Source organism: Paenarthrobacter sp. AR 02 (genome assembly GCF_021538675.1).
GTDB lineage: Bacteria > Actinomycetota > Actinomycetes > Actinomycetales > Micrococcaceae > Arthrobacter.
In genome coordinates, this window is sequence record NZ_JAJUKH010000006.1 from 1 (window position 1) to 24,655 (window position 24,655).

The window sequence follows — 24,655 nt, forward strand, 5'->3', positions numbered from 1 at the left end:
ACCTCAGAAACCGAACGCCAAGCCTGTTACCAGGACTTCATCGAGCACTACAATCGCAGCAGGCCACACACGGCACTCAAAGGCGCCTCCCCAGCCAGCCGCGTCACCAACCTACCGGGTTAGTACACCTAGATTGCCTCGGCCAGCTGTCCGCGGAACGCCCGGCGATAGCTCTGTGGGCTGGTCGAGAGGACCTTGGTGAAGTGGTGCCGGAGGAGCACTGAATGCCCAAAACCTGCCTCGCGGGCAATTTCGTCGATGTTCAGTTCCGTACTCTCCAAGAGTTCCTGGGCCCTTATTACCCGCTGCGAGTTCAGCCATGCGGCGGGTGTTGTTCCGGTTTCAGCACGGAATCGGCGCGCGAACGTCCGGGGGGACATGTGCAGCCGGGCCGCCAGCTCGTTGACGCTGTGCTCCTGGTCAAGGTGCTGCACCATCCAGCGGAGGAGTTCCTCCATGGGCGCTGATCCGCATTGCGGCATGGGGCGGTCGATGAACTGGGCCTGTCCGCCGTCACGGTGCGGCGGCACCACCATGTCGCGGGCTATGGCCGTTGCGACGTTGGCTCCCAGTTCGACGCGGACCAAATGCAGGCACGCGTCGATTCCTGCGGCCGTGCCTGCACTGGTGATGATGGTTCCGTCCTGGACGTAAAGGACGTTCTCGTCCACGATGATCTCCGGGTAGCGCGCTGCAAGGTCATGCGAGTAGTGCCAGTGGGTGGTGCAGCGGCGCCCGTCCAACAATCCGGCGCGGGCCAGCGCGTAGGCCCCTGAACAGATGGACATGACCCATGCTCCCCGCTCGTGTGCCGCGCGCAGGGCCTCCAGGACGGACTCGGGCAGCTCCTGGTCCCTGCCGAAGGGGGTCATGATCACAAGGTCCGCGTCCGCGGTTGCCTCAAGTCCGTTCTCCACGTGCAGGGAGAGCCCCGACTTCATCCGGATATCACCCGGTTCCGGGGCGCAGACCCGGAAGTCGAAACCCGGAACTCCGCCGTCCCTGTCAGTCCTGTCAATGCCGAAGACTTCGAAAGCCGTGCCGAATTCGAAGATCGAGAAGTTGGGAACAACGATCACCGCCACTGATTTCAACATACATCCAGTGTGGCAGAAAATTATCTAAATGGGGCATTTCTGCCACTGTTTCTTGACCTGCCACAGGAGCAGGCTGGAGGCATGGAAATCTTCGGAATCATCCTCTTCATCGTCCTCATCACCGCCGTTGCCGCTACCGTTTCAGCCCTCTTGAAGGATGGCCGCGGCCACAACCCGCCCATCAACTCCAAGGAACCGTGGAGCGCTTTCGATGCTCCGAGCAGCCCCTACTGGAATCCGCGCATCTACTGAGGAATCGCCCGGCCATGGACTAGATTCGCTTGCATGATCCAAACCTCGGCCCGGCTCCTTCAACTCTTGTCGCTGTTGCAGGTTCGCCGGGAATGGACCGGACCAGACCTGGCTGACCGCATGGGCGTCACCGAACGGACGGTGCGCCGCGACATCGACAAGCTTCGCAACCTTGGCTACCCCATTCACGCCACCCCCGGGATCGCCGGCGGCTACCAACTTGGCGCCGGCGCGCAGCTTCCGCCCCTCCTCCTTGACGATAACGAAGCTTTGGCCGTCGCCCTGGGCCTGAATTCCGTCGCGGCGGGCCCGGTGGCGGGAATCGGGGAGGCCTCCGTGCGGGCGTTGGCAAAGCTGGAACAGGTCCTGCCTTCCCGGCTTCGCCCTAAGTTCGCCATGTTGAAAGCTGCCGTGACCACCCTTCCCAGCAACGCGGCGAGCGTTGATCCGCAACAGTTAACGGTGGTTTCGGCGGCGATATCCGACAGGCGGCAGATCTCCTTCGAGTACGTCAGGTCCGACGGCGACTCCGCTCGCCGGCTGGTGGAACCCTACAGGCTGGTGGACACCGGCCGGCGCTGGTACTTGGTGGCGTGGGACCTGGAGCGGGAAGGCTGGCGGACGTTCCGGGCCGACCGCTTTGCTTCCCTGCCTTCGGAACGCAGGAAGTACACTCCACGGCCGTTGCCGGCAGAGGACCTTGCGGCGTACGTACAGCAATCAATTACGCGTTCGCCCTACAGGTTCGACGTCGTCGTGCGGCTCCGCGCGCCCCTCGCCGAGGTAGCCGCCGTCGTAAGTTCCCAGTACGCCACCCTAACGGCCGACGGCGACCAGGCCACGATCCTGCGGTCCGGATGGGACAGCCTGGCCTCAGCGGGGGCCTATCTGGCCTCGCTGGACATGAATTTCGAGATCATCGAGCCGGAGGAATTCAGGACCTTCGCCTTGGACCTTTCCCATCGCCTCCGTGCAGCGGCCGGGACTGTGTCGGAGGTCGCGGACGCCGGAACCAAGCCACAGTAGACTGGCAGCAGCCATGACACTTCATATTTCCTACCCCGCAGAGCTGCCCGTATCCGAGCGCCGCGAGGATCTGATGGCGGCCATCGCGGCCAACCAGGTAACCATCATTGCCGGCGAAACCGGCTCTGGTAAGACCACCCAGATCCCCAAGATGTGCCTCGAGTTAGGCCTTGGAGACAAGGGCCTGATCGGCCACACCCAGCCGCGCCGCCTTGCGGCGCGCACTGTTGCCGAACGCATAGCCTCCGAACTTGGCGTCGAAATCGGCCAGGAAGTGGGTTTCCAGGTCCGTTTCACCGGCGAGGTGGGCGCGTCCACCAAAATCAAGCTGATGACCGACGGCATCCTGCTTGCGGAGATCCAGCGGGACAAACTCCTGCGGAAATACAGCACGATCATCATCGATGAGGCGCACGAACGAAGCCTCAACATCGACTTCATCCTGGGCTATCTCAAGCGGATCCTTCCCCAGCGCCCGGACCTCAAGGTCATCATCACCTCCGCCACCATCGACCCCCAGCGCTTCGCCAAGCACTTCGGTACCGATGAAGATCCGGCACCGATCATTGAAGTCTCCGGGCGGACCTACCCGGTGGAAATCCGGTACCGCCCACTGTCTCAGCCGGCGGGCGGGGACGAGGACGATTCGGACGACGAGCTCGAAGAGGACCGCGATCCCCTCGATGCCGTGTGCGACGCCGTTGACGAGCTCGCCAAGGAAGCCCCGGGCGACATCCTCATCTTCTTCTCCGGCGAGCGCGAAATCCGTGACGCTGCAGAGGCCATCAATGGCCGTATCCAAACGAACCGCCGCCTTGCCGGGGCGGAAGTGCTTCCCCTCTTCGCCCGCCTCAGCCTCCAGGAACAACACAAGGTCTTCAACCCGGGCGGCAAACGGCGCATCATCCTGGCTACCAACGTGGCCGAAACATCGTTGACCGTACCGGGAATCAAGTATGTGATCGACACCGGCACGGCACGGATCTCCCGGTACTCGCACCGGACCAAGGTCCAGCGCCTTCCCATCGAACGCGTCTCCCAGGCCTCGGCCAACCAGCGCTCAGGACGTTGTGGGCGTGTGTCCGAAGGCATAGCGATCCGTCTTTACTCGGAAGAGGACTTCGAGTCGCGTCCGCAGTTCACGGACCCTGAGATCCTGCGTACGAACCTCGCGGCCGTCATCCTCCAGATGACAGCAATGGGGGTTGCGCGCGGTCCAAAGGACGTCGAGAACTTCCCCTTCGTGGAGCCTCCGGAGTCACGGGCCATCAACGACGGCGTCACTCTCCTCCGCGAACTCGGCGCCTTGCGTGCCTCCAAGCCTGCCGGCGCCGGCGGCAACGGCCGAAACGGTGGTGGCCTGACCGCCGTCGGCCATCAACTTGCCCAATTGCCGGTTGATCCCAGGCTGGGCCGCATGATTGTGGAGGCCGGCAAGCGCGGCTGCGTCCGGGAAGTCATGATCCTCGCCGCGGCTTTGACCATCCAGGACCCTCGGGAGAGGCCTACGGACAAGCAGCAGCTCGCCGCGGAGAAACACGCACGTTTCCGCGATGAGATCTCGGACTTCACAGGCTTCCTCAATCTGTGGAATTACATCCAGGAAAAGCAGCGGGAGCTCTCATCCACCCAATTCCGCAGGCTGTGCCGCAATGAGTTCATCAACTACCTGCGCGTCCGCGAGTGGCAGGATCTCTTCACACAGCTCCGGCAAATGGCCAAGCCTTTGGGCATCACCCTGAACAACAAGCGCGAAGCGGACCCTGTGGGCAACTATGAGGGCATCCACATCAGCCTGCTGTCAGGGTTGCTGAGCCACATCGGCCTCCTGGATGAGCGCAAGCGCGAATACGCCGGCGCGCGGGGCACCCGGTTCGCGATCTTCCCCGGGTCAGCGCTGTTCAAGAAGTCGCCGGCGTTTGTCATGGCCGCTGAGCTGGTGGAAACCAGCCGGCTCTGGGCCCGCGTTGCCGCGAAGTTCGACCCCCTGTGGGCCGAACAGGTGGCACCGGACCTGGTGAAGCGCTCCTATAGCGAACCGCACTGGTCCTCGCGCCAGGGCGCCGTGCTGGCCCACGAAAAAGTCACCTTGTATGGTGTGCCGATCATTCCCAACCGCAGGGTCAATTACGGGCGCATCGATCCCGAACTGTCCCGGGAACTGTTCATTCGTCACGCTTTGGTGGAAGGAGAGTGGAAGACCCACCACAAATTCTTCCACCGTAACCGTGCCCTGTTGCAGGAAATCGAAGAACTCGAAACGCGCATGCGTCGGCGCGACATCCTGGTGGATGACCAGACGCTCTTTGAGTTCTACGACGCCCGCGTAGGCAAGGACGTGGTTTCCGAACGGCACTTTGATAAGTGGTGGAAAGACGCCCGCCAATCGGACCCCGCCCTTCTGGACTTCGACCAGTCCCTGCTGATGAGTGAAGAAGCCGAGTCCTTGGATGACTCAGCGTACCCAAAGACGTGGATGCACAAGGGCTTTGAACTCCCCCTGAGCTACGAGTTCCACCCCGTGGCGCCGGGATCGGCTCCCAACCCGTCCGACGGCGTGACCGCTGAGGTTCCGGTGTTGTTCCTTAACCAGTTGGACGACGCCCCGTTCCGTTGGCAAATACCCGGCCAACGTGCAGAGCTCGTCACAGCCCTCATCAAATCCCTGCCCAAGCAGGTACGCAAGAACTTCGTTCCGGCACCGGACGTCGCCAGGCAGGCAACCGCAGCCCTTGAAGCTGACTTCGATCCCGCAACCGACGAGCTCGAGCCTTCCCTGGAGCTCGTACTGCGCCGGCTGCGAGGACATGTGATACCTCCGGGCTCATGGAACTGGGATGCCGTGCCGGCACACCTGCGCGTGAGCTTCAAGGTAGTGGACAGCAAAGGCAAGGTACTGGACGAGGGCAAGGACCTCGCTGAGCTCCAGGAGAAGCTGGCACCGGCCACCCGTCGCGCCATTGCCGAGTCGCTCGGAGCTACCCCGGCCACGACGTCCCGCGCCAAGAACGGAGCGGGAGCCGGCACACCTGGTACGACTACCGGCCAGCACACAGCGCCCGGTACTTCAGCGGCGGGTGATGGTGCGGTGGCAGAGAAGAGCGGCATCACGGAATGGGACTTTGGCACCGTGGAACGCCAGGTCACGCGGACCGTCAAGGGCCATGCCGTCACCGGTTTCCCGGCCCTGGTGGATGAGGGCAAGTCCGTGGCGCTCCGGGTCTTCCAGACCCGGGAGGAACAGGAGGCCGCCATGCGCGGTGGAGTCATCCGGCTCCTGGCATTGCGTATTCCACCCCCCGACCGTTACGTGCTGGAGCACCTGAGCAACATGGAGAAGCTCACGTTCAGCCAGAACCCGCACGGATCCGTCAGCGCCCTGATTGCGGACTGCGCCCTTGCTGCGATCGATAAGTTGACGCCGCAGGAACTTCCGTGGGACCGACAGTCCTTTGATGCACTGTATGAAGTAGTCCGGGCAGAACTGATCGACACCGTGTTCACGGTGACCGCCGTCGTCGAGCGTATCTTGTCGAGCACCCGCCGCATCCAGAAGGAACTGAAGTCCAACGCGAGCCTGCCCTTGATCAGTGCGCTCAATGACATGAAGAGCCAGCTGGAACAGTTGGTCTTCCCGGGTTTTGTGGCACGGACGGGCTACGCGCAACTGAGCCAGATGCCGCGGTACCTGCAGGCCATTGAGAAGCGCCTGGAGAAGTTGCCCGGCAACGTCCAACGCGACAGCCTCAACATGGCAGTCGTGCAAGGCCTCGAGGACGACTACGACGACGCCGTTTCCGCCCTGCTGCCCGGACGCCGGGCAGGCACCGAGTTAACCCGGGTGCGCTGGATGATCGAAGAGCTGCGGGTCAGCCTGTTCGCCGTGGAGCTCGGAACCGCCTACTCCGTGTCGGAGAAGCGCATCCGTACCGTCCTCAACCAGGCTCTTGCCCCGGCATAAACGCCAACAAGAAACCCGGCGGCGCTGATTCAGCACCGCCGGGTTAACTCTTGGAAGGGTCTCAGTCAGCCGGAACGACGTCCCCGTGCCCCGCAGACCGCAGGGCTGCACGGAGCTTCACCGCAGTAGCGTCCATGACCGCCGGATCCGGGTTGTGGTCTACGTTGTGCACTTCGAAGTCCGCGGTGGAGTAGGCCGGCCACACGTGCACGTGCAGGTGCTCCACTTCGAAGCCTTCCATCAGGACGCCCACGCGCTTGGCGTCAAAGAGCTCCTCCTGTACTTTCCCGATGCTTTGGGCAACGTCCATGACCTTGGCCAGCAGCTCCGGGCTTGCATGCGTCCACGAGTCAACCTCCTCACGCGGCACCACCAATGTGTGGCCCTGTGTAAGCGGTGCGATGGTCAGGAAGGCGACCACTTCATCGTCCTTCCAGACGAAGCGGCCGGGAATCTCCCCGTCAATGATCCTGGTGAACAGCGTGCTCATGCGTCTGCCCTTTCCGATGGTTCCTGGAGTGTTGCGGTATCCAGAACGAAACGGTACTTCACGTCGCCGGCCACCATGCGGTCGTACGCTTCGTTCAGTTGTTCGGCTCCCACGATCTCGATGTCGCTGGCGACACCGTGTTCGGCACAGAAGTCCAGCATTTCCTGTGTTTCCGCGATGCCTCCGATCAGCGAACCCGCGTAGGCGAGCCGTCGCCGGATCAACAGGGCGGGGCTGACCGGCGGCATGTCGTCGGCAGGAAGGCCCAACTGGAAGAGGGCACCGTCCAGGCGGAGCGTCCGGAAATAGGGGTTGAGGTCGTGGGGTGCAGCGACCGTGTCGATGATGACGTCGATGCTGCGGTTGGCTGCTTCCATGGCCTCGGAGTCCTTGGAAAGAACCACGTGGTCGGCTCCGAGTTCACGGGCTGCGTCGAACTTGGACTCGGAGGTAGTGAACACCGTGACTTCCGCGCCCATGGCCTTGGCGATCTTGACGGCCATGTGACCCAGTCCGCCCAAGCCCACAACACCTACGGTGTCGCCCTCTTCGACGTCGAAGTACCGCAGCGGGGAATACGTAGTGATACCGGCACACAACAGCGGTGCTGCCGCTGCGGGATCCAGGGCGTCGGGGATCCTCAGCACGAACCGGCGGTCAACCACCACCGACGTCGAGTATCCGCCTTGGGTGACAGCGTCACCGTGCCGGGGGTCCGGGGCACCATAGGTGCCGATGTTGCCCCGCTCGCAGTATTGTTCCAGGCCGTCGAGGCAGCTTTCGCATTCGCGGCACGAATCCACCATGCAACCAACGCCAACGTGGTCGCCCGGCGCGAAATCCTGCACGGCGGAGCCCACACGGGTCACCCGTCCCACGATTTCGTGCCCGGGTACCAGCGGATACGGCGGAACGCGCCATTCCCCACGCGTGGCATGGACGTCCGAATGGCAGAGCCCACAGAATTCGATCGCGATCTCCACGTCGTCTTCCGTGGGGATCCGGCGTGCCACCGTCAGGGGCACCAGCCCGCTGTCAGGCGCCGTTGCGCCGTAGGCTGCGGCCAGCGTACTGGAGCCGGCTCCGGTCCAGTCCGGATCAGGGGTGATGGTCTTGGCAAGTGGCGGGGGCACAGGGCGTCCGGGTGTCATCCTTCGACGCTACTCCCGGCAGTGGCGCTGGTGCTACTCCGACCAGCGTGACGGCCTTCACTCCCAGCCCCGGCCTCGAACGGTTCAGCTCCTACCGCCACGGGATTACCGGAGTTGTTGGACCACTGCGAGAAAGATCCCGGAAAAAGCGATGCCGTGAATCCAGCGACATGAAGAGCGGCAATCTCGTGCGACGCCGTCACGCCGGAACCGCAATAGACGGCAACGTCGCTGGAATCTTCCAGGCCCAGGGATTCAAACCGCCGGCGCAGTTGGTCTGCAGGCAGGAACGTACCGTCGGCTGCCACGTTTTCGGTGGTCGGAGCACTCACGGCCCCCGGGATATGTCCCGCCCTGGGATCGACGGGCTCCACTTCACCCCTGTAACGCTCCCCTGCCCGGGCGTCGAGCAACGTCCCGTGCTGCGGCCACCCTGCGGCTTCCGATTCGGTAATGGCCGGCATGGCACCGTCGCCCAAAGTGACGTTTCCGACGGCGGGCTGCACCGCTCCTTCTTCCACCGGGTAACCTTCCGAACGCCAAGCGGAAAGGCCGCCGTCGAGAAGGTAGACCGAGCCGAAACCGGCGTTCCGCAGCATCCACCACACGCGGGCCGCCGCCATGCTGCCGCTGTTGTCGTACGCCACCACTGTGTCACCGTCGTTAATCCCCCAGTTGCGCGCGGCCGCCTGGAAGCGTTCCGGGGAAGGCAACGGGTGGCGGCCCCGCTCGGGCAGCGCGTGGTCTGCGAGCTCTGATGGGAGGTCCACAAAAACAGCACCCGGCAGATGGGCGGCCAGGTACTCGCTGTGCCCATCGCTGCGCCCCAGAACCCAACGTACGTCCAGGAGCACAGTCCGCTCGCCCGATTCCTGGCGCTTGCGAAGCCCTGCAGCGCTGATCAGAGTGTCCATGGGTTCTCCTTCGGTCCGACGGCACGGGCACCGTTGCTGTCGGCGCCCGGATTCCAGCCTAGGCTTATCCAGTGAGCAATTCGTGTATTCAGGACAGGGCTTGGGCCAGCGAGGCCATCCGCAAAATCGAGGCGGAGAACAACCGTTCGGCTGACACCCACCTTTACGCAGTGCCGTTACCGGAGCACTGGGGTGTGCAGTTGTATTTGAAGGACGAGTCGACGCACCGGTCAGGCAGCCTCAAGCACCGTCTGGCACGCTCACTGTTCCTCTACGGCCTGGTCAACGGGTGGATCACCGAAGGCACCACCATCGTCGAAGCTTCCAGCGGCAGCACGGCGGTTTCCGAGGCGTACTTTGCGCGGCTGATCGGCCTGCCGTTCATCGCGGTCATGACCAGGACAACCAGCCCCGAAAAGATCGCGTTGATCGAAGACTTCGGCGGCACGTGCCTGTTCGTGGACCACGCGTCCGAGGTTTACGCGGTGGCCGAAGAGACCGCGAAGACGTGCGGCGGCTACTACATGGACCAGTTCACCCACGCAGAACGCGCCACCGACTGGAGGGGCAACAACAACATTGCCGAATCCATCTTTGAGCAGCTCGCCTTGGAGGAGCACCCGGTGCCCGAATGGATCGTGGTCGGAGCCGGCACCGGCGGCACCAGTGCCACGATCGGCCGCTACCTCCGCTACAACCGGTACAGCACCCGCCTTGCGGTCGTTGATCCCGAAAACTCGGCCTTCTACCCGGCCTGGCGGGACGGCGACGCATCCACAGCCACAGGATTGCCCTCCCGCATTGAAGGCATCGGCCGTCCGCGCGCCGAGCCGAGTTTCATTCCGGCGGTGATAGACCACATGATCCAGGTCCCCGATGCCGCGTCCGTAGCCGCCATGCGGCATCTCCGCAAACTCACCGGCCTGCACGCGGGACCCTCCACCGGCACCAATCTCTGGGGCGTTTGGCAACTGGTGGCAGCCATGATCGCCGAAGGACGGCAAGGCAGCATCGTTTCGCTCATGTGCGACGGCGGCGACCGCTACGCGGGCAGCTACAACGACGCCGGGTGGCTTGCCTCGCACGGCCTGGATCCCGCGCCGCATGAAGCGGTGTTGAAGCACTTCCACGACACGGGAACCTGGACCGGCTAGACCTCTACGGAGTCCCGCGGCGCCAGCGACTGGTACGTGGTCCCGTAACGGGAACCAATCCGGGTGACGTGGCCTTCAACGAGGCCCCGTCCCATATCGTTGAGCAGCGCATCATGGACCGGAAACGCTTTGGGAGCACGCACGGAGATCACGAAGTCCAGGACCTCGCCTACTTTGGACCACGGCGCATGGATGGGTACCAGGAGTGTCTTGACGTCCAGTCCGTCCGGGACCACGAAGGAATCTCCCGGGTGGAACACGTTCCCGTCCACCAGGTAACCGATGTTCGCCACGACCGGAATCTGGTGATGGATCACGGCGTGTTGGCCGCCGAAGGTCTTAATGCCAAAGCCGGCGGCCTGGAAGTCAGAGCCGGGCTCGGCGACGTGCACACGGGCAGCGATGTCGCTGTTTTCCTTGAGTGCGGTGGCGACACCGGCCGGGGCGTGGACTACCAGCGACTCGTTGCTCCGCAGGGCTGCCAGAACGGCGGGTGAGTCGATATGGTCGTTATGCTCATGCGTGATGAGTACTGCGTGCGCCCCCTTCAACGCTTCTTCGGCCTCAGAGAAGGCCCCGGGGTCGATGACAAGGACGTTTCCGTCCTTCTCCAAGCGGACACATGCGTGGGTGTACTTGGTGAGCTTCATGGGGACAGCCTAGGGGCGGCCCCTGAGAGTTTCCAAGGTTCCCTGCTGGTAAAATTGGGGTTCGCCAGGATCCCCACGGAAGTGAGTCAGTCAATGCCACACGGCACCGGTTCCACCACGACAGGCCCGGCCACGCCGGCCTCCGGCGGTGTGAAGGAGCAACGTGTCACCAAGCAACGCTTGGCTGTCAGCGCCGCTCTGGATGAATTGGACGACTTTGTCAGCACCCAGGAGCTGTACCGGCTGATGCAAAACAAGGGCATCTCGGTGTCCCTTGCCACCGCGTACCGCATCCTGCAGTCCCTGGCGGATGACGGACTGATTGATGTCCTGCGCAACGGCGAAGGAGAGGCCGTCTACCGTCGATGCGCAGTCACCGGCCACCACCACCATCTGCTGTGCCGCAACTGCGGAAAAGCGGTCGAGGTGGAGGCCCCCGCCGTCGAGACCTGGGCTGCCCGCACGGCTGCGGAACATGGCTTCACCGAGGTCGCGCACACGGTTGAGATCTTCGGGCTCTGCCCTGAGTGCACTGCGAAGAAAGCCGCGGGAAAGCTCTAGAGCGCTCCCGCAGGCTGTTCCCGCGACACCCGCCCGTTGAGGCCCCTCTTGGCGCGGACGCGTCCTATCACCCGGCACACCACGTAGATCAGGAACGACAACGTGGTGACGTAGGGGCTGATGGGGATACGGCTTCCCAGGGCCAGGAGGATGCCACCCACGGTGGCAGTCATGGCAAAGGCAACGCTGAGCACCACCACCAATTTGGGTGAGGTTGTCACTTTCAAAGCAGCCGCAGCGGGGGTAATGAGCAAGGCAAGCACCAACAGTGCGCCAACAATCTGGATGGACAGCGCCACGCTGACACCCAACAGAACCATGAAGCCAATCGCGAGACCCCGCACCGGGACACCGCGTGCCTCAGCCATTTCAGGGTCCACGCTGGCGAAGCTCAGTGGCCGCCAGATGGCCACCAACGCAAGCATCACCACGACGGCGGTCCCGGCAAGAACCTGTAGCTGAACGGTATCCACGGACACAATCTGCCCAGTCAACAGCCCGAACTTGTTGGCTGCCCGGCCCTCATACAGCGCCAGGAACAGGATCCCCAGGCCCAGGCCAAAGGGCATAATGACGCCGATAATCGAATTCTTATCCCGGGCCCGGACGCCCATGAAGCCCAGCAGAACGGCTGCGGCCACCGAACCGATCAAGGACCCGAAGATGATGTCCGCGCCAATCAGCAACGCAAAAGCCGCGCCGGCAAAGGACAGTTCCGAGATTCCGTGAACAGCGAATGCGAGATCGCGTTTCATCACGAACGTGCCAACCAAGCCGCCCAGCAGCCCCAGAACCGCCCCGGCCCAGATGGAGTTCTGGACCAGGACCAGAAGCTCGGAGTAGTTCTCAAAATTGAAGATGGTCTGAAAAACAGTAGCGAGATCCACTTAGAGCTCCTCCCCGACGCTGGCGTGCGCATCGTCATGGAAGTGCGTGGTTGCGTCGGGAAGACCGACGACGACGATCCTTCCGTTGGTATGGATGACTTCCACGTGGCTGTTGTACAGCTCCGAAAGAACTTCCGTGGTCATCACTTCCTGTGGCGTCCCCACACGGAATTGCCCACCTGCCAGGTAGAGCACGCGATCCACATAATCGATCACCGGGTTGATTTCGTGGGTCACGAAAACCACCGCACTGTCCCTCTCGTGGCATTGTTTATTGATCAGAGCACTGACGCCCTGCTGGTGATGCAGGTCCAACGAGAGCAACGGCTCGTCGCACAGGAGGACCTGCGGCTCGGAGGCCAGCGCCTGGGCCACCCTAAGCCGCTGTTGCTCACCGCCGGACAGCTGGCCCACGGGAACCTTGGCGTAATCGGAGGCCCCTACCTGCTCCAGCAAGTCATCGATCCGTTGGTTTACCGTGCGCGAGGACAACCTGATTCCCCAGCGGTGCCCGTCGATCCCCAGCCCCACCAGGTCGCGGGCACGCAGCGGGGTATCTGGCGCGAACGCCTTCTGCTGTGGAATGTAGCCGATCCGTTTACTGCCACGTTCCACGGGGTGGCCGCCCAGGGAAACGGTACCGGACTGGAGTTCCTGCAACCCGAGGAGCACCTTAAGGAAGCTCGTCTTACCGCTGCCGTTGGGCCCCAGGACGGCAAAGAACTCTCCCGGGTTGATGTCGAGGTCCAGGTCCCGCCATAGCGTCCTCTTGCCGAACTGCAGGCTGGCGCCGCGGAGGCTCACTACCGGTGTCAAAAGTTGTCCTCGATCCAAGCGCTGCTGGGAACGCAATAGTTCTGGTGCTGTTGTGCAGGGGGCAGGAAAGGCCCCGTAGCCATCCTGAACATCTTAGGACGCCAACGGGACCCTTCACCCCAGCCAGGTCCTTGGGTAAGGCTACTTCTTCAAGGCCGAGGCGATGGACTCCACGTTGTCGGCCATCCACTGGACGTAGTCTTTGCCCTCCGGCAGCGTCTCGGTGAAGTTCAGTACCGGCACGCCGGAGGCTTCTGCCGCGCGCTTGACCGCTTCGGTCTGCGGGCCCTCCGTCTGCTCGTTGTAGGCAAGGAGCCGCACCGACTTGGAACCGAGGAGGTCGGTGGTCTCTTTCAGTACCGATGCCGGCACGTCGGTCCCCTCTTCGACGGCAGCGCTGTAAGCCTCGGGTGTCTTGTTCTCCAGGCCGGCCGCTTCAAGGAGGTATAGGGGAACCGGTTCAGTGATGGCGACGGGTTGGTGCTCGTTCGCCGCCTTGAGAGTATTCAACGTGCCGGTCAGCCCAGCGAGTTTTGCTTTGAAAGCATCCGCGTTGCCAGTGAAAGTCGCAGCGGAACCGGCATCCAGGCTGACAAGCTTGGCCGCAACGGCATCAGCGAGCTTGCCCATGGCATCCAGGTTGTACCAGACGTGCTCATTGAAGCTGCCGTGATCGTGGGCGTGGGGCTCGTCGCTGTGGGCGTCCGCGCTGGGGGATTCCCCATCGGGAGCGAGGCCTGAGATATCGACAGCGCTGATCATGTTCTCGTGACCGATCTTGGTCTCATCAGCGATTTTGTGCAGGAAATCGTCGTACCCGCCGCCGTTCTCCACCACCAGCTTGGCTTTGGAAATGACCAGCTTGTCCTGGGCGCTGGCCTCGTAGGAGTGCGGGTCCTGGCTGGTCTTGGTAATGATTGCCTTGACGTCCACCTTGTCCCCGCCGATGGCCTTGACAATGTCGCCGTAGACGTTCGTCGAGGTGACGACCTCTATAGCACCCGACGGTGACTGGCTGTCAGTCGCTGCGGGGCCGGCACAGGAGGACAGCAGGAGCGCGGCAAGGCCTGCAGAGGCGGCCAGGGACAGGCGGGCGGCGGTAAGACGCACGAAGACCTCGGATCTACTCAAAATGAGAATCAAACACAATTGCGGACGGACTTCAGTGTAGCCTTAAATGGGAATGATTCCTATTTAGACAGATCTGGCGCCGACCGAAATGATCGACGCCAGACCCGGCTCACTGTCCTTTATTTGACCTACTGGCCACCATAGCGGCGGATACCCGTTGCTTGGGTAGCGTCCCGGATCTCTCCAACCAGCTGCTCGATGACGTCCTCGAGGAACAACACGCCTTGGGTGTCGCCACCGGCGCCCACCACCCGCGCCAGGTGTGATCCCGTGCGTTGCATGACAGACATGGCCTGCTCGATTTCGTCATCCGGTGCCAGGTTTGCCAACGAGCGGATGCGGCCCTCGGCAATAGGGTGCTTCCGACCTTCCTCCGGGATGGACAGGATGTCCTTCACGTGCAGGTAGCCGGCGAGTTCGCCGTCGTCGTCCACCATCGGGAACCGTGAGAAACCCGTGCGGCTGACGGCCTTCTCCAGGTCCACGGGCGTGGAAGCCGTCTTGAGCACCATGAGCTTGTCCAGCGGGACCATGATGTGGGCCGCCGTGTGCTCGGAGAACTCCAGGGCTCCACTCAACAGGCCCGCGTCATCGTCCACCAATCCGTGGCGCGTGGACTCCTGGACAATCGATTGGACCTCTTCCAGGGTGAAGGAGGAAGAGACCTCGTCCTTGGGCTCGATTTTCATCAACCGCAGGATGTGATTGGCCAGCCAGTTGAGGGTCCAAATGACTGGGTTGACCATGCGGGCAATGAACATCAGCGGCGGAGCCAACAGCAGCGCCGCCTTGTCGGCCACGGACACCGAGATGTTCTTCGGAACCATTTCGCCAAAGGTGACGTGCAGGAATGTTACGAACAGCAAGGCGATCGCGAAGGCGATGATGTCCGCCAACTCAACCGGAACACCTACAAGCTCGAGGGGTTCAGCGAGCAAATGGTGGATAGCGGGCTCGGCCACCTGGAGAATCAGGAGCGAGCAAACGGTGATGCCCAATTGGGCGCAAGCCAGCATGAGCGAGACGTTTTCCATGGCACGCAATGTTGTCTGCGCACGTTTGGAGCCCGCCTCAGCCAGTGGTTCTATCTGGCTGCGCCGTGCCGACATGACCGCGAATTCCGCACCCACGAAGAACGCGTTTCCGATCAGGAGCACGACCAGCCAGACAATTCCTACCCAGTCGCTCATAGGGCACCTGCTTCGTGATGGGCGCCTTCAGCGTCTTCGGGTGACGATTCATCCGTCTCCACGTGGTGGAAGCAGATCCTGTCAATCCTGCGGCCGTCCATCCTGGTCACCGTCAACGTGCCGCCGACCGCGTCCACGACGTCGCCTGTCTTGGCGATACGTCCCAGCTGGCTCATGACATACCCGCCCACGGTTTCATAGGCAGATTCGTCGGGGACAACCAAGTTGGGGATTTGCTCGGTTACTTCGTCGGGCCGGAGAAGGCCCGGGAAATACCAGTCCCCTGATGCGCTCTGCAGAACGCCGGGGCGGACCTTGTCGTGCTCGTCCGCCACTTCGCCTACGATCTCTTCCACGAGGTCCTCGAGGGTGGCGATGCCGGCCGTGCCACCGTATTCGTCCAGGACAACTGCCAGCTGCAGATTCCCTTCACGCAGTTCGGACAGGAGCGCATCCAAGTGGATGGTCTCCGGAACCTGGAGGACGTCGGTCATGATCGCACCGGCCTGGAGCTTCGAACGACGCTCAGCCGGTACGGCCACAGCTTTCTTGACATGGACCACCCCGCGGATATCATCCGTCGAATCGCCGATGACGGGGAACCGCGAGTAGCCGGTTCGACGGGCGGCGTCGAGGATATCGGCCACCGACTGGTCGGCGTCGATTGTTTCCATCCGGATTCGCGGCGTCATGACGTCCGCCGCCGTGCGTCCGGAGAAGTTCAGGGTTCTCGCCACGAAGTTGGCCGTGCCGGCATCCAGCGTCCCGAGTTCAGCGGAGCGCCGGACCAACGAAGCGAGTTCCGCGGGAGTCCGTGCCCCCGAGATCTCTTCCTTGGCCTCGAGGCCGAAAAGGTTCAGCACCTTGTTCGAGAAACCATTGAGAACCACAATCGCCGGTTTGAACACTGCAGTGAACATCAGCTGCGGACGGGCGAGCCGCTTGCCCAACGGAAAAGCGAGGGCGATGGCCATGTTCTTGGGAACCAACTCACCGATCAGCATGGACAGGAGCGTCGCGAAGACCATCGCAACGATCAACGCCACCGAATGCACCACCTCGGAGGGAAGGCCCAACAAGCCCAAAGGACCCAACAGCAACTGCCCAACGGAGGGCTCCATTACGAAACCGGTCAGCAGCGTGGTCAGCGTGATGCCGAGTTGGCAGCTGGAGAGCTGCGTTGAGAGCGACTTGAGGCATTTCAACAGGGGGGCCGCTGCTTGGTCTCCGTTGTCGACCGCACGCTGGACACTGGATTGGTCCAGAGCCACCAAGGAAAACTCAACTGCTACGAAAAAGCCGGTGCCAAGAATCAGGGCAAAGCCGGCAAGGAGAAGAATCCATTCCACTTAGCGCATCACCCCAAGGGTGGGCGCGTGCAATGGGGATAACGCCATCGGCCAGGGAATTCGGCCCGGCGGAGGCTGGTCGGGCGCCGCGGACGCATGGTCTGCGGCACCACCGGCAGAAAACGCCGGCGCGTGATGGGCATGTGAACGGGTGTTGCCGGCTCGACGGGCACGCTGTGCGGAGTTGCCAGTTTGGCTCCCCCGACAGTTCCCAGGCCGGCACCTAGATTTACTGTCCATAAGACTTTCAGTCTACAGTCCGCCGGCAGCGCACCCACACTCGGGTTACCGCACATTAATGGACGCCTTGGTCCACTAAGTCAGCTCCAACATGATTTAGGTCACCACTATTGGCAGTTAACCAACGATCCTAACTAGACTGTCAGGGGTCTGAGTTCGCGGGACCCGGACCCTGTCCCATCGTTGCGGAAAAGCAACCTTGGCCAGCGGGAAAACAACACTCATGGAAGAGGCGTATTTCAAGTGCCAGAGCAGCCCAGCCACCGTCTACCAGAGGAATTTGGCGGAAACGAGTGGCTCGTTGACGAACTGTACGAGCGGTACCAACAGGACAAGAATTCGGTCGACGCCAAGTGGTGGCCGCTCTTCGAATCCTTTGCCTCCGCTGACGGCACTTCTTCCAACGGAACCTCCGCAGCTCCAGCAGCTGCCAATCCCCCAACCCAAGTACTTCCCGTAGTGGCTCCGGCCGCAGCGGCCCCGGCACCGGCGCCGGCCGCTCCCGCAGCTGCCACGGAGACTGCCCCTGCAGCACCGGCTCCGGCCAAGAAAGAACCGGCCACGATTGCCCGGGACGGAGCAAAGAAGCCCGCCGGCGGCAACGCAACGCAGCCCATTCCGGCCCAGCTGCCCAAGAACACCAAGGCACCCACCGCGCCGGAAGAAGACGTCGTCTCCGTCCTGCGTGGCCCGGCCAAGGCCATCGCCACCAACATGGTCACCAGCCTGGAAGTACCCACAGCCACCAGCGTCCGGGCAGTTCCCGCCAAGCTGCTGATCGACAACCGCGTGGTGATCAACTCCAACCTTGCCCGCGCACGTGGCGGCAAGGTGTCCTTCACGCACCTCATCGGGTACGCCGTTGTCCGTGCGCTTTCCCAGTTCCCCTCGATGAACGTCTACTACGACGAGATCGACGGCAAGCCGAGCGCCGTGCAGCCCGCGCACGTCAACTTCGGCATTGCCATTGACATGCCCAAGCCCGATGGCACGCGCCTCCTGATGGTTCCGAACATCAAGAAGGCCGAGACCATGGACTTCGCTGAGTTCTGGCACACCTACGAGGACCTGATCAAGCGCGCCCGCAATGGCAAGCTCACGGCCGATGACCACGCAGGCACCACGGTTTCGCTGACCAACCCCGGCGGCATCGGCACTGTCCACTCCGTGCCGCGCCTTTCCAAGGGCCAGGCCGCCATCATCGGCGTCGGTGCCCTCGACTACCCGGCGGAGTTCCAGGGTGCCAGCGAGAAGATCATCGCCCAGAACGCCATCAGCAAGATCCTGACGCTGACCTCCACCTACGATCACCGCGTGATCCAGGGCGCAGGCAGTGGCGAGTTCCTCAAGCTGGTCCACCAGCTCCTCCTCGGCGCGCAGAACTTCTACGACGAGATCTTCGAAGCCCTGCGCATCCCGTACGAGCCCGTGCGCTGGAGCCCGGACCTGCAGGTTGATCCGGCCGACGAGATCAACAAGGTCGCCCGCATCCAGCAGCTGATCCACTCCTACCGCGTGCGCGGCCACCTCATGGCCGACACCGACCCCCTGGAGTACGTCCAGCGCAAGCACCCGGACCTCGATGTCCTGACCTACGGCCTGACGCTGTGGGACCTTGACCGTGAATGGCCCACGGGTGGTTTTGGCGGCAAGCCGATGCTGAAGTTCCGTGACATCCTTGGCGTGCTGCGCGATGCGTACTGCCGCACCACCGGTATCGAGTACATGCACATCCAGGAACCTGCAGAACGCAAGTGGTTCCAGGACCAGCTCGAGCACCCGTACTCCAAGCCGAGCCGTGAAGAGCAGCTCCGCATTGTCTCCAAGCTCAACGCGGCAGAGGCTTTCGAGACGTTCCTGCAGACCAAGTTCGTCGGCCAGAAGCGCTTCTCCCTGGAGGGTGGCGAGTCGCTGATTCCGCTGCTCGACGCCGTCATCTCAGATGCAGCCGACGACGGCCTGGATGAGGTTGCCATCGGCATGGCCCACCGTGGCCGCCTCAACGTGCTTACCAACATCGCAGGCAAGACCTACGCCCAGGTCTTCCGCGAATTCGAAGGGACCCAGGACCCGCGCTCGGTTCAGGGCTCCGGTGACGTCAAGTACCACCTCGGCACCGAAGGCACCTTCACCTCGGACAACGGCAAGCAGACCAAGGTCTACCTCGCCGCGAACCCGTCGCACCTCGAGGCAGTGGACTCCGTCCTCGAAGGCATCGTCCGCGCCAAGCAGGACCGCCTGGACCAGGGTGAGTCCTTCCCTGTCCTGCCCATCATGGTCCACGGTGACGCAGCTTTCGCGGGTCAGGGGGTTGTGGCTGAAACCCTCAACCTCTCGCAGCTGCGCGGCTACCGCACCGGTGGCACCATCCACGTGATCGTCAACAACCAGGTTGGCTTCACCACGGCCCCGTCCTCGTCGCGTTCGTCCACGTACTCCACGGATGTCGCCAAGATGATCCAGGCTCCGGTCTTCCACGTGAACGGCGACGATCCCGAGGCCGTGGTCCGCGTGGCGCAGCTCGCCTACGAGTTCCGTCAGCGTTTCCACAAGGATGTCGTTATCGACATGGTGTGCTACCGCCGTCGCGGCCACAACGAGGGCGACGACCCCTCGATGACCCAGCCGCTCATGTACAACCTGATCGAAGCCAAGCGCTCCGTCCGCAAGCTGTACACCGAGTCGCTGATCGGCCGTGGCGACATCACCGAGGAAGAAGCAGAGCAACTGCTCCGCGACTACCAGGAACGCCTTGAGCGCGTCTTCGCTGAAACCCACGCTGCCCAGACGTCGCCGATTCCGATCATCACTGCGGACTCCGCAGCTGTCTCGGACATCGAGCGCCCGATCGCACAGCAGGCCGATTTCGGGACCAACTCCCCTGCATCCACGGCAATTTCCGCTGAGACCCTTGCCCGCATCGGCAAGGCCCACCTGGAAATTCCGGAAGGCTTCACCGTCCACTCCAAGCTCAAGCAGCTGCTGGAGAAGCGTGAGCAGATGTCCCGTGAAGGCGGCATCGACTGGGGCTTCGGCGAGATCGCAGCTTTCGGCTCATTGATCATGGAGGGCGTGCCCGTTCGTTTGGCAGGCCAGGACTCCCGCCGCGGTACGTTCGTCCAGCGCCACGCCGTCTTCCATGACCGCGCCAATGGCAACGAGTGGCTCCCGCTGGGTAACCTTTCGGACGACCAGGCCAAGCTGTGGATCTACGATTCCCTGTTGTCCGAATACGCCGCAATGGGCTTTGAATACGGCTACTCGGTAGAGCGTCCCGACGCCCTGGTCCTGTGGGAAGCCCAGTTCGGTGACTTCGTCAACGGTGCGCAGACCATCATTGACGAATTCATCTCCTCGGCTGAGCAGAAGTGGGGCCAGCGTTCCTCATTGGTACTCATGCTGCCGCACGGCTACGAAGGCCAGGGTCCGGACCACTCCTCGGCACGTATTGAGCGCTTCCTGCAGATGTGCGCCGAGGACAACATGATCGTGGCGAACCCCACCACGGCCGCTTCGCACTTCCACCTGCTCCGCCGCCAGGCTTACAGCCGTCCGCGCAAGCCGTTGATCATCTTCACGCCCAAGCAGCTCCTGCGCCTCAAGGGCGCCGCTTCCGCCGTCGAGGACTTCACGAACGGCGGCTTCAGGCCGGTCATCAGCGATCCCGAGATGCAGCCATCGAACGTTGACCGCGTCATCCTGGTCTCGGGCCGTTTGTACTACGACCTCCTGTCCAACCGGCAGAAGTCCGGCGATACCTCAACAGCGATCATTCGCGTTGAGCAGCTGTACCCGCTGCCCAAGGCGGAGATTGAAGCGGAGCTCGCCAAGTACCCGAACGCTGACGTCGTCTGGGCGCAGGACGAACCTGCCAACCAGGGTCCTTGGCCGTTCATGGGCTTGAACCTGGCACCGGAGCTCGATCGTAAGCTCCGCCTGGTGTCGCGTCCGGCCTCTGCGTCCACGGCTGCAGGTTCCATGAAGCGCCACGCTGCTGAGCAGGATGCCCTGATCAAGCAGGCGTTCGAACGCAAGTAAAACCGAAACTGCCCGGCCCGAGGAGCGATAAGCGCGCCTCAGGCCGGGCAGTTCTGTTTAATGGGACAGGTACCGGTTCCCGAACCGGCTGTTGAGCCTGGACCGTGCAAGGACCGTAACGAGTGTGAAGAGGTAACCGTGGAAGACAGGAAGCTGCGCATCGCAGCTGTAGGAGATGAACTGCTGGCGGGCCTGGGGGATCCCCGCGCATTGGGTTGGCTCGGACGAGTGCTGGCCCGTACACCCCAGGACTCCGTCGTAGTGGAGAGTTTCCCGCTGCCCTGTCCCATGGAGGGTACTGAGGGGCTGGCCGCCCGTTGGCAGGATGAAGCGGGCAGGCGTTTCAGCGACACGCACGAGAACCGCCTGGTCATCGGCCTGTCGGGGCGCGACCTGGAGTTCGGCTTGTCCACGGCACGGAGCAGGTTGAACCTTGCCAACATCCTGGACGGCGCCTCGCACAGCAGCGTTGAGGTATTTGTGGTCGGCCCGCCGCCTACACTTGACCCAGCACGGAACAAGCGGCTCGCCGAACTCAACACAGCGTTTGCCGATGTCACCACCCGGCGGAACCACCACTACGTGGACACGTTTTCGCCCTTGCTCAACCACGAGCAGTGGAGGACTGACCTGGCCGCCAATGGAGGAACCCCCGGGCAGGCCGGCTACGGCTTGATCGCGTGGCTCGTCCTGCACCGCGGCTGGTTCCAGTGGTTGAACATCGCACAGCCCGAGTAGTTGCGAGGCAGCCTTGCCGGCCCTCTGATCAGGCTAACCATTGCGCCCCTCCAAATCGCGATATATCGTGAAATTATTCAACGCGATATATCGCAATCTGGAGGGGACATGTCAGAGGAGCTATGGACCGTCACCGGTCCGCAAACCATCGAAGTGGACCACGTCCGCTCGCTGAAGCTGGGAATCGTCAAGGGCCGCTTCGACGTGGTGTCCCACGACGAGGACTTTGTCCGGATCGAAATCAGCGAAATCACGGGCGACCCGCTGACCGTCACCTTGGTGGATGGCCGCTTGGAAGTCCGGCATCAGCTACAGGGTCCGCAAGGCTGGTTCCGGAACCTGATGGGCACGGTCAACAACACCAGCACCAACTCCGTGGTAGTGGGAATCGCCCTCCCCCACGGCGTCGATGTCGAAGCCGGAACGGTGAGCGGGGACGGCATGGTGTCCGGCACCGACGCCCGCACCCGGCTGAACACCGTCTCCGGCTCAGTCATGGCGGACGGAACCAGCGGCGAACTTCATGTCAACACGGTCAGCGGCGAGGTCATCGCCAGAAACCACGACGGCGTCCTGACCGCCAAAAGCGTCTCCGGCGAAGTTACTGCGTCCGGCACGTTCAAGAACGTCCGGGCGAACACTGTCAGCGGCGACCTCAGCTTCGACCTCCTGGACTACACGAACGACCTCGGGGCCAACTCCGTGTCCGGCGACCTGACCATCCGGCTGCCCCATGACGTCGGCTTGGACATCGTTGCAAAGTCCGCCAGCGGATCGGTGGTGATCGACGATCAGATCTACGCCCAGCCCGGAAACAACGTGCACACCATCGTAGGACCAGACGAGCGGCTGATGCTGGTCCGCACCAACACGGTGTCCGGCAAGACGTACATCATGCATGCCTCAGCGCCCACAACGGACCACGAGCACCCCGCCGGCGGGGAAGCAGGCCTCTGATGCCCCCGGTCTTCGCCCACGGGGCACTGCGCCTCTACCTGCTTGCCTTACTCGAGGCAGGCCCGAAACACGGCTATGAGCTGATCAAGGCCCTGGGTGACCGTTTTGGCGGTACCTACTCCCCCAGCGGCGGCACCATCTACCCCCGCCTGGGCAAGCTGGAAGAAGAAGGACTTGTTGCCACCGAAACCGAGGGCAGGCGCACCAAGTACTTCATCACCGACGCGGGCCGCGCCGAGCTGGACGGCCGGCGAGCGGAACTGGCCGATGTAGAAGACACCATCTCTGCCTCGGTCAGGCGGCTGGCCGACAACCTGCGGGAGGACATCAGGACCAACATGCGCGGCCTGCGGGCGGACCTCGCGGCAACCGCGGAGGCCGCACGCAGCAGCGCTTCGTCGGCCCCGTCCAGAAGCCACACCGGCGGCCACACACCGGAGAGCCAGCGGATCCTGAAGGAAGCTGAGCTGATGGTCCAGTCGTTCAGGGATGACATCCGGGTTGAATTGCGCCAGCACGGCGCTTCGCATCCCTTGACGCCTGTGGCCCTGGAAACTGTCCGTGCCGTGCTGGACCAAGCACGTATTTCGATCCGTAATTCGCTGCGAAACTGAGCGCCTTTTCCCTTCCCGGTCCCGCCGGTTCGCGGCCCGGCACCCGGGTGTGCGAAACTGGAGGGCAGCTTTATTGAGTATCAATCCTTGAAGGAGGCCAGCTATGAGCAAGCGTGCACGTAAGCGTCGTGACCGTAAGCGTGGCGGCGCGAACCACGGCAAGCGTCCCAACACCTAAGCCAGCGGCTTAGTGTCACATGCCTAAAAGCGAGGGCCCCGGAAACCATTCGGTTTCCGGGGCCCTCGACGCTTAATACCTTTTGCCGGGACGGATCAGGCGTCCACGGGCTTGATGGAGTGGATCCTGTCAAGAATGGAATTCTTGAGGTTCTCCGGTGCTGACTCAGTACACGAACGCTTGACCATGGTGCGGATGAGGCACTCGAGGTCATACTGCTCAGCGCATTCCCCGCACGTATCCAGGTGCTGCTTGATTTCACTGAGGTCATCACGGGTCAACGCACCGTCGAGATACTCATAAATCCGTTGCATACGTGTATCGTCGCAATCGCCCAATCCCTGGCAGTCGCTCATTTCTCTTTCTCCTGATTGTTGCTTCCGGCCGCGGCCTGATCTTCGGTATGGGCCCTGAAGCCCCGTTCGGCGGCATAGTCCGCCAGCATGTCCCGCAGCATTTTCCTGCCGCGGTGCAACCGCGACATCACCGTGCCGATGGGAGTGTTCATAATTTCTGAGATCTGCTTGTACGCATATCCCTCGACGTCCGCGAAGTAGACCGCCAACCGGAACTCCTCCGGGATGGCTTGCAACGCGTTCTTGACGTCGGAGTCCGGCAGATGGTCCAACGCCTCGGCTTCCGCGGACCGCAGCCCTGCGGAGGTGTGGGACTCTGCCTTGGCCAACTGCCAATCCTCAATCGTGTCCGAATTGGACTGCAGGGGTTCCCGCTGCCGCTTTCGGTAGAGATTGATGTAGGTGTTGGTCAGGATGCGGTACAACCATGCCTTGAGGTTGGTTCCGGGCTTGTATTGGTGGAAGGCGGAAAAGGCCTTGGTGTAGGCCTCCTGGACCAGGTCTTCCGCGTCCGAAGGGTTCCGCGCCATCCTCATCGCTGCCGAGTACAGCTGGTCCACATACTGCATGGCGTCGCGCTCGAATCGGGCACGCCGCTGCTCGGACGTCTCAGAGGAGACGTCGACGGCGGCCGTCGCCTCCGCAGTGCCCTCTGCGGACGATTCGGCTGCTTCATACATGGCCGCTGCGGCCGGTTCAATGGTGCTCATCGTTGCCAAGTCTACTGTCAGCTTGGGTGAAACCAGCTGTGAACCGTACCCCGGCTCTGACAGGACCGCCCGGTCCTTAACCAAAGTCAAAAAACCAACTCCGTTCAGCGAAGCGGCAACACCATGCCGCGGTCCGGTCTCCACCGCACCTGTTGTTCACAACGGCCGCCGCTGGGTAAATATTCCGCAAAGGTG

General features: G+C 62.7%; 23 protein-coding genes. 11 read left to right on the forward strand and 12 right to left on the reverse strand.

The annotated features are described in order from the left end of the window. Positions 1 to 123 (forward strand): integrase core domain-containing protein (locus tag LRQ04_RS20760; protein ID WP_374198948.1); only part of this gene is annotated, 123 nt, incomplete at its 5' end. A gap of 5 nt (positions 124 to 128) precedes the next feature. On the opposite strand, the gene LRQ04_RS12900 is transcribed toward LRQ04_RS20760, so the two are convergent. Continuing rightward, positions 129 to 1,097 carry a GlxA family transcriptional regulator gene (locus LRQ04_RS12900; RefSeq protein WP_235520550.1) on the reverse strand — a complete coding sequence of 323 codons (969 nt, stop codon included), beginning with the start codon at positions 1,095 to 1,097 and terminating at the stop codon, positions 129 to 131. 81 nt (positions 1,098 to 1,178) lie between these two features. On the opposite strand from LRQ04_RS12900, the gene LRQ04_RS12905 reads away from it, so the two are divergent. Genes LRQ04_RS12905 through hrpA form a run of 3 tightly spaced genes read left to right on the forward strand, consistent with a single transcriptional unit; the run spans position 1,179 to position 6,336 of the window. Continuing rightward, on the forward strand, positions 1,179 to 1,349 hold the full coding sequence (locus tag LRQ04_RS12905) for a hypothetical protein (protein ID WP_014922190.1): 171 nt from the start codon (positions 1,179 to 1,181) through the stop codon (positions 1,347 to 1,349). A 33-nt stretch (positions 1,350 to 1,382) separates the two neighbouring features. Continuing rightward, positions 1,383 to 2,375 (forward strand): YafY family protein, encoded by a 993-nt coding sequence (locus tag LRQ04_RS12910; protein WP_235520551.1) that lies wholly within the window; start codon positions 1,383 to 1,385, stop codon positions 2,373 to 2,375. 13 nt (positions 2,376 to 2,388) lie between these two features. Beyond that, a complete protein-coding gene (gene hrpA, locus LRQ04_RS12915; protein WP_235520552.1) occupies positions 2,389 to 6,336 on the forward strand; it encodes an ATP-dependent RNA helicase HrpA in 3,948 nt (1,315 codons plus the stop codon). A 61-nt stretch (positions 6,337 to 6,397) separates the two neighbouring features. On the opposite strand, the gene LRQ04_RS12920 is transcribed toward hrpA, so the two are convergent. The 3 genes from LRQ04_RS12920 to LRQ04_RS12930 are packed head-to-tail and all read right to left on the reverse strand — an operon-like array spanning position 6,398 to position 8,891. Beyond that, a complete protein-coding gene (locus LRQ04_RS12920) occupies positions 6,398 to 6,826 on the reverse strand; it encodes an HIT family protein (protein WP_235520553.1) in 429 nt (142 codons plus the stop codon). Then, the gene (locus LRQ04_RS12925; RefSeq protein ID WP_235520554.1) at positions 6,823 to 7,977 is read right to left on the reverse strand and encodes an NAD(P)-dependent alcohol dehydrogenase; all 1,155 of its coding nucleotides are present in this window, start codon (positions 7,975 to 7,977) and stop codon (positions 6,823 to 6,825) included. The genes LRQ04_RS12920 and LRQ04_RS12925 overlap by 4 nt, the downstream gene beginning before the upstream one ends. Beyond that, positions 7,974 to 8,891, reverse strand: coding sequence for a sulfurtransferase (locus tag LRQ04_RS12930; RefSeq protein WP_235520555.1), 918 nt, complete (start codon positions 8,889 to 8,891; stop codon positions 7,974 to 7,976). Before LRQ04_RS12930 ends, LRQ04_RS12925 begins: the two co-directional genes overlap by 4 nt. A 71-nt stretch (positions 8,892 to 8,962) precedes the next feature. On the opposite strand from LRQ04_RS12930, the gene LRQ04_RS12935 reads away from it, so the two are divergent. Next, positions 8,963 to 10,045 carry a PLP-dependent cysteine synthase family protein gene (locus LRQ04_RS12935; RefSeq protein WP_235520556.1) on the forward strand — a complete coding sequence of 361 codons (1,083 nt, stop codon included), beginning with the start codon at positions 8,963 to 8,965 and terminating at the stop codon, positions 10,043 to 10,045. Here LRQ04_RS12935 and LRQ04_RS12940 read toward each other — a convergent pair. Beyond that, positions 10,042 to 10,695, reverse strand: a complete 654-nt coding sequence (locus tag LRQ04_RS12940) for an MBL fold metallo-hydrolase (RefSeq protein WP_235520557.1) — start codon at positions 10,693 to 10,695, stop codon at positions 10,042 to 10,044. The two genes, LRQ04_RS12935 and LRQ04_RS12940, sit on opposite strands and share 4 nt — an antisense overlap. 93 nt (positions 10,696 to 10,788) lie before the next feature. Between LRQ04_RS12940 and LRQ04_RS12945 the strand changes: the two genes are divergently transcribed. After that, the gene (locus LRQ04_RS12945) at positions 10,789 to 11,256 is read left to right on the forward strand and encodes a Fur family transcriptional regulator (protein ID WP_235520689.1); all 468 of its coding nucleotides are present in this window, start codon (positions 10,789 to 10,791) and stop codon (positions 11,254 to 11,256) included. Here the strand turns inward: LRQ04_RS12945 and LRQ04_RS12950 are convergent. From LRQ04_RS12950 to LRQ04_RS12970, 5 genes are all read right to left on the reverse strand, one after another. Next, complete coding sequence (locus LRQ04_RS12950; protein WP_235520558.1) at positions 11,253 to 12,143, reverse strand: metal ABC transporter permease; 891 nt, start codon at positions 12,141 to 12,143, stop codon at positions 11,253 to 11,255. The genes LRQ04_RS12945 and LRQ04_RS12950 overlap by 4 nt on opposite strands. After that, positions 12,144 to 12,959 (reverse strand): metal ABC transporter ATP-binding protein, encoded by an 816-nt coding sequence (locus LRQ04_RS12955; RefSeq protein WP_235520559.1) that lies wholly within the window; start codon positions 12,957 to 12,959, stop codon positions 12,144 to 12,146. 141 nt (positions 12,960 to 13,100) lie between these two features. Then, positions 13,101 to 14,102 carry a metal ABC transporter solute-binding protein, Zn/Mn family gene (locus tag LRQ04_RS12960; protein ID WP_235520560.1) on the reverse strand — a complete coding sequence of 334 codons (1,002 nt, stop codon included), beginning with the start codon at positions 14,100 to 14,102 and terminating at the stop codon, positions 13,101 to 13,103. A gap of 116 nt (positions 14,103 to 14,218) precedes the next feature. Continuing rightward, complete coding sequence (locus LRQ04_RS12965; RefSeq protein ID WP_235520561.1) at positions 14,219 to 15,280, reverse strand: hemolysin family protein; 1,062 nt, start codon at positions 15,278 to 15,280, stop codon at positions 14,219 to 14,221. Continuing rightward, entirely contained in the window at positions 15,277 to 16,629 is a 1,353-nt protein-coding gene (locus LRQ04_RS12970) for a hemolysin family protein (RefSeq protein ID WP_235520562.1), read from the reverse strand. The genes LRQ04_RS12965 and LRQ04_RS12970 overlap by 4 nt, the downstream gene beginning before the upstream one ends. A gap of 483 nt (positions 16,630 to 17,112) precedes the next feature. On the opposite strand from LRQ04_RS12970, the gene LRQ04_RS12975 reads away from it, so the two are divergent. The 5 genes from LRQ04_RS12975 (at position 17,113) to LRQ04_RS20765 (ending at position 23,394) form a co-directional block, all read left to right on the forward strand. Continuing rightward, positions 17,113 to 20,907, forward strand: a complete 3,795-nt coding sequence (locus tag LRQ04_RS12975) for a multifunctional oxoglutarate decarboxylase/oxoglutarate dehydrogenase thiamine pyrophosphate-binding subunit/dihydrolipoyllysine-residue succinyltransferase subunit (RefSeq protein WP_235520563.1) — start codon at positions 17,113 to 17,115, stop codon at positions 20,905 to 20,907. A 138-nt stretch (positions 20,908 to 21,045) separates the two neighbouring features. Further along, complete coding sequence (locus LRQ04_RS12980) at positions 21,046 to 21,645, forward strand: GDSL-type esterase/lipase family protein (protein ID WP_014922202.1); 600 nt, start codon at positions 21,046 to 21,048, stop codon at positions 21,643 to 21,645. 108 nt (positions 21,646 to 21,753) lie between these two features. Further along, positions 21,754 to 22,602: a DUF4097 family beta strand repeat-containing protein gene (locus LRQ04_RS12985; RefSeq protein WP_235520564.1), complete on the forward strand. Its 849-nt coding sequence runs from the start codon at positions 21,754 to 21,756 to the stop codon at positions 22,600 to 22,602. Continuing rightward, entirely contained in the window at positions 22,602 to 23,216 is a 615-nt protein-coding gene (locus tag LRQ04_RS12990) for a PadR family transcriptional regulator (protein ID WP_235520565.1), read from the forward strand. Before LRQ04_RS12985 ends, LRQ04_RS12990 begins: the two co-directional genes overlap by 1 nt. Before the next feature lie 103 nt (positions 23,217 to 23,319). Beyond that, positions 23,320 to 23,394, forward strand: coding sequence for a 50S ribosomal protein bL37 (locus LRQ04_RS20765; RefSeq protein WP_369299106.1), 75 nt, complete (start codon positions 23,320 to 23,322; stop codon positions 23,392 to 23,394). A gap of 95 nt (positions 23,395 to 23,489) precedes the next feature. On the opposite strand, the gene rsrA is transcribed toward LRQ04_RS20765, so the two are convergent. Next, positions 23,490 to 23,750, reverse strand: coding sequence for a mycothiol system anti-sigma-R factor (gene rsrA, locus LRQ04_RS12995; protein WP_235520566.1), 261 nt, complete (start codon positions 23,748 to 23,750; stop codon positions 23,490 to 23,492). After that, positions 23,747 to 24,550, reverse strand: a complete 804-nt coding sequence (locus LRQ04_RS13000) for a sigma-70 family RNA polymerase sigma factor (RefSeq protein WP_235520567.1) — start codon at positions 24,548 to 24,550, stop codon at positions 23,747 to 23,749. Before LRQ04_RS13000 ends, rsrA begins: the two co-directional genes overlap by 4 nt. Positions 24,551 to 24,655 lie beyond the last annotated feature (105 nt).